Here is a 2,552-nt window from a genome sequence, read left to right on the forward strand (position 1 = left end):
CAGCCCCAAAACCGATTTCGCCTTTAAGCGCATCTTTGGTTCCCAAGAAAGCAAAGATATCCTCATTAGCTTCTTAAATGCCCTCATTTATGATGGCAATCCAAACATTACTGACCTAGAAATTATCGATCCCTATAATCAGGGCGATACGAGTACCGTAAAAGATAGCTATCTCGATGTCAAAGCCATCCTAGGCAACGGTACAACTGTATTGATTGAAATGCAAGTGCTAAATGTACCGGCTTTCAAAAAGCGAGTCTTGTATAATTGGGCCAAAACCTATGGCAATCAACTCAGCACGGGAAAACCTTATGTGGGACTGCAACCCGTCATTGCCCTAACGATTGTCGATTTTCCCCTATTTCCCAAGGTTGAACCCATTATTACCCATTTTTCATTAAAAGAGAAAAGCCTACCCTCATTAGAGTATCCTGACGAACAGATTGAATTGATTTTTGTGGAGTTGCGGAAATTCAATAAATCCCTGGAAGAATTAGAAACTCTGACGGAAAAATGGATTTACTTTATGAAGGAATCACCCAATCTAGAGATGATTCCCAGTTCTCTAGAAGAAGTACCAGAAATCGGCAAAGCGTTGGGAATAGCAAATCGAGCCAATTTGAGTGCCAAGGAAGCAGAAGAGTTAGAAAGAAAGGAACGGTGGATACTTGACCAGCAGGGTTATGTGGTGCAAGCAAGGACAGACGGGCTAGAACAAGGACGCGAAGAAGGACGCGAAGAAGGACGCGAAGAAGGTCGGGCTGAAGCAGCATTAGGATTAATTTTGCGTCAACTTCAGCGACGGTTTGGGGAGGTTCCTGAAGCGACTATAGCCGAGATCCAACAGTTGTCTTTAGATGATTTAGATGAGTTGGGGATTGCGATCCTCGATTGCACAAGTTTAGAGGATTTAGACCGTTGGTTGAGGGAGAGGGAACAGCTTTGAATTGCCCCTCATCCCCCAGCCTTTCTTCGGAAATGAAAGGGAGAGGTCACACCCCCCGCATTTTCCGCGTCATCAAGCAATAGGCAAACGTCACCAGCAGCCAACCGGAAGCACACCCAAACCCGATAACCGGATGAGCAGGAATCATCGGGGGGGTGTGACTGGGAACACTCGTCAGTTGCTGAATATGGGGGTCAACAAAATTGGATTTGATATTAGAAACCCGGTTCTGGCGATCGCTCAACAGCAAATTCCGCTAAAATAGGATCAAACCTTCTCACATGGTCTTCTTCCATGAATCCAACGGTCGATCTCACTGGACTCACTCCCCAACAAATCCAGCGACGCTCTCTGAATATTAGAAAAAGTGAAATTCCTCTTGAGGAGATTGCCAACTTGTGCCAGAGCTGGCATATTAATAAGCTATCCCTGTTCGGGTCTTTCTTGCGCGAAGACTTTACCCCAGAGAGCGATATTGATATCTTAGTAGAATTTGAGCCGGGTTTTACTCCTGGATTCTTCAAACTTTACCAAATTGAAGAAGAACTGTCCAATTTATTCGATCGCCGCCCCATCGATCTAGTGACTCCTAAGTTTCTGAACCATCGAATTCGCGATCGCATTCTGGCTGAAGCAGAGGTTTGTTATGTCGCACAAGGATAACTTTGTCTATCTCGGACATATGATAGACACTGCCAATAAAGCTCTTAGTTTTGTGTCAGGCGTGAGTCGAGAAGAGTTTGATCGTAACGAGCAATTGCGTTTAGCGTTAACTCATCTCCTACAAGTTATTGGAGAAGCAGCCAGACGAGTGTCCCCTGATTTTAGAGAAGCTTATCCTGAAATTCCCTGGAAAGCGATTGTGGGAATGCGAAGTAAAGTAGTTCATGACTATCTCAATGTAGATGAAGATGTGGTTTGGGATACAGTAACTAACGATCTGATCTCCTTAGTTATTTGCTTAGAAAACATCCTTAGAGAGATAGAAGAAAATGGATAGAGTAGAAGAATATCGTCAAATCATTCCCTCTGTATATGACTCAAACCGTCGATTTCACTGGACTTACTCCCCAACAAATCCAACAAATTTCCCTGCTGGATTGGGATTTCGGTCATTAGCCAGATTGAATTCCTGGCATTTTCCGGGTTAACCCATTCCCCCACTCCCCCATTCCCCCATTCCCCCACGGAGGACGCGAAACGCTGTATTACGGTAGAATCAGATCGATCGCCTCCTCCCGAAGATTATGGCTCCAGTCTCCACCAAGTGAGGAAACCCTCAAGCACTATTTTGGTTACGATCGATTTCGTCCGGGCCAAAAGGAAATTATTGAAACCACGCTACAGAACCAGGATCTACTGGCGATCGTGCCCACGGGAGGGGGAAAATCCCTCTGTTTCCAGCTTCCCGCGCTATTGCGCTCTGGCATACAACTCCATCTACTATTACCCTTATGCAATTTATCAGCCCCAAAACCGATTTCGCCTTTAAGCGCATCTTTGGTTCCCAAGAAAGCAAAGATATCCTCATTAGCTTCTTAAATGCCCTCATTTATGATGGCAATCCAAACATTACTGACCTAGAAATTATCGATCCCTATAATCA

Annotated in this window: 5 protein-coding genes and 1 pseudogene; 5 read left to right on the forward strand and 1 reads right to left on the reverse strand. The window is 44.8% G+C overall.

Features of this window, described 5'->3' with window-relative positions; all coding sequences use genetic code 11:
• Positions 1-946: Rpn family recombination-promoting nuclease/putative transposase (locus tag PJF56_RS17205; protein WP_283763928.1), on the forward strand; the 946-nt coding region annotated here is incomplete at its 5' end.
• Between the two features lie 46 nt (positions 947-992).
• Here the strand turns inward: PJF56_RS17205 and PJF56_RS17210 are convergent.
• A complete protein-coding gene (locus tag PJF56_RS17210; RefSeq protein ID WP_283763929.1) occupies positions 993-1,190 on the reverse strand; it encodes a hypothetical protein in 198 nt (65 codons plus the stop codon).
• 50 nt (positions 1,191-1,240) lie between these two features.
• Here PJF56_RS17210 and PJF56_RS17215 point away from each other — a divergent pair, with 50 nt between their 5' ends.
• The 4 genes and pseudogenes from PJF56_RS17215 to PJF56_RS22245 all read left to right on the forward strand — a co-directional run.
• A complete protein-coding gene (locus PJF56_RS17215; protein WP_283763930.1) occupies positions 1,241-1,609 on the forward strand; it encodes a nucleotidyltransferase family protein in 369 nt (122 codons plus the stop codon).
• On the forward strand, positions 1,593-1,946 hold the full coding sequence (locus PJF56_RS17220; RefSeq protein WP_283763931.1) for a HepT-like ribonuclease domain-containing protein: 354 nt from the start codon (positions 1,593-1,595) through the stop codon (positions 1,944-1,946). The genes PJF56_RS17215 and PJF56_RS17220 overlap by 17 nt, the downstream gene beginning before the upstream one ends.
• Before the next feature lie 227 nt (positions 1,947-2,173).
• Positions 2,174-2,377: pseudogene (locus PJF56_RS22240) on the forward strand (DEAD/DEAH box helicase); the annotation flags it as partial.
• A 23-nt stretch (positions 2,378-2,400) separates the two neighbouring features.
• A partial coding sequence (locus tag PJF56_RS22245; RefSeq protein WP_347179573.1) for a PD-(D/E)XK nuclease family transposase occupies positions 2,401-2,552 on the forward strand: 152 nt, incomplete at its 3' end.

Source organism: Roseofilum halophilum BLCC-M91 (assembly GCF_030068445.1).
In the GTDB taxonomy this organism is placed as follows: Bacteria; Cyanobacteriota; Cyanobacteriia; order Cyanobacteriales; family Desertifilaceae; genus Roseofilum; species Roseofilum halophilum.

What these genes read in the sequence shown, in the direction of transcription:
- PJF56_RS17215 (WP_283763930.1), top strand. Translation starts at nt 1,241, where the DNA reads ATGAATCCAACGGTCGATCTCACTGGACTCACTCCCCAACAAATCCAG.
- PJF56_RS17220 (WP_283763931.1), top strand. Translation starts at nt 1,593, where the DNA reads ATGTCGCACAAGGATAACTTTGTCTATCTCGGACATATGATAGACACT.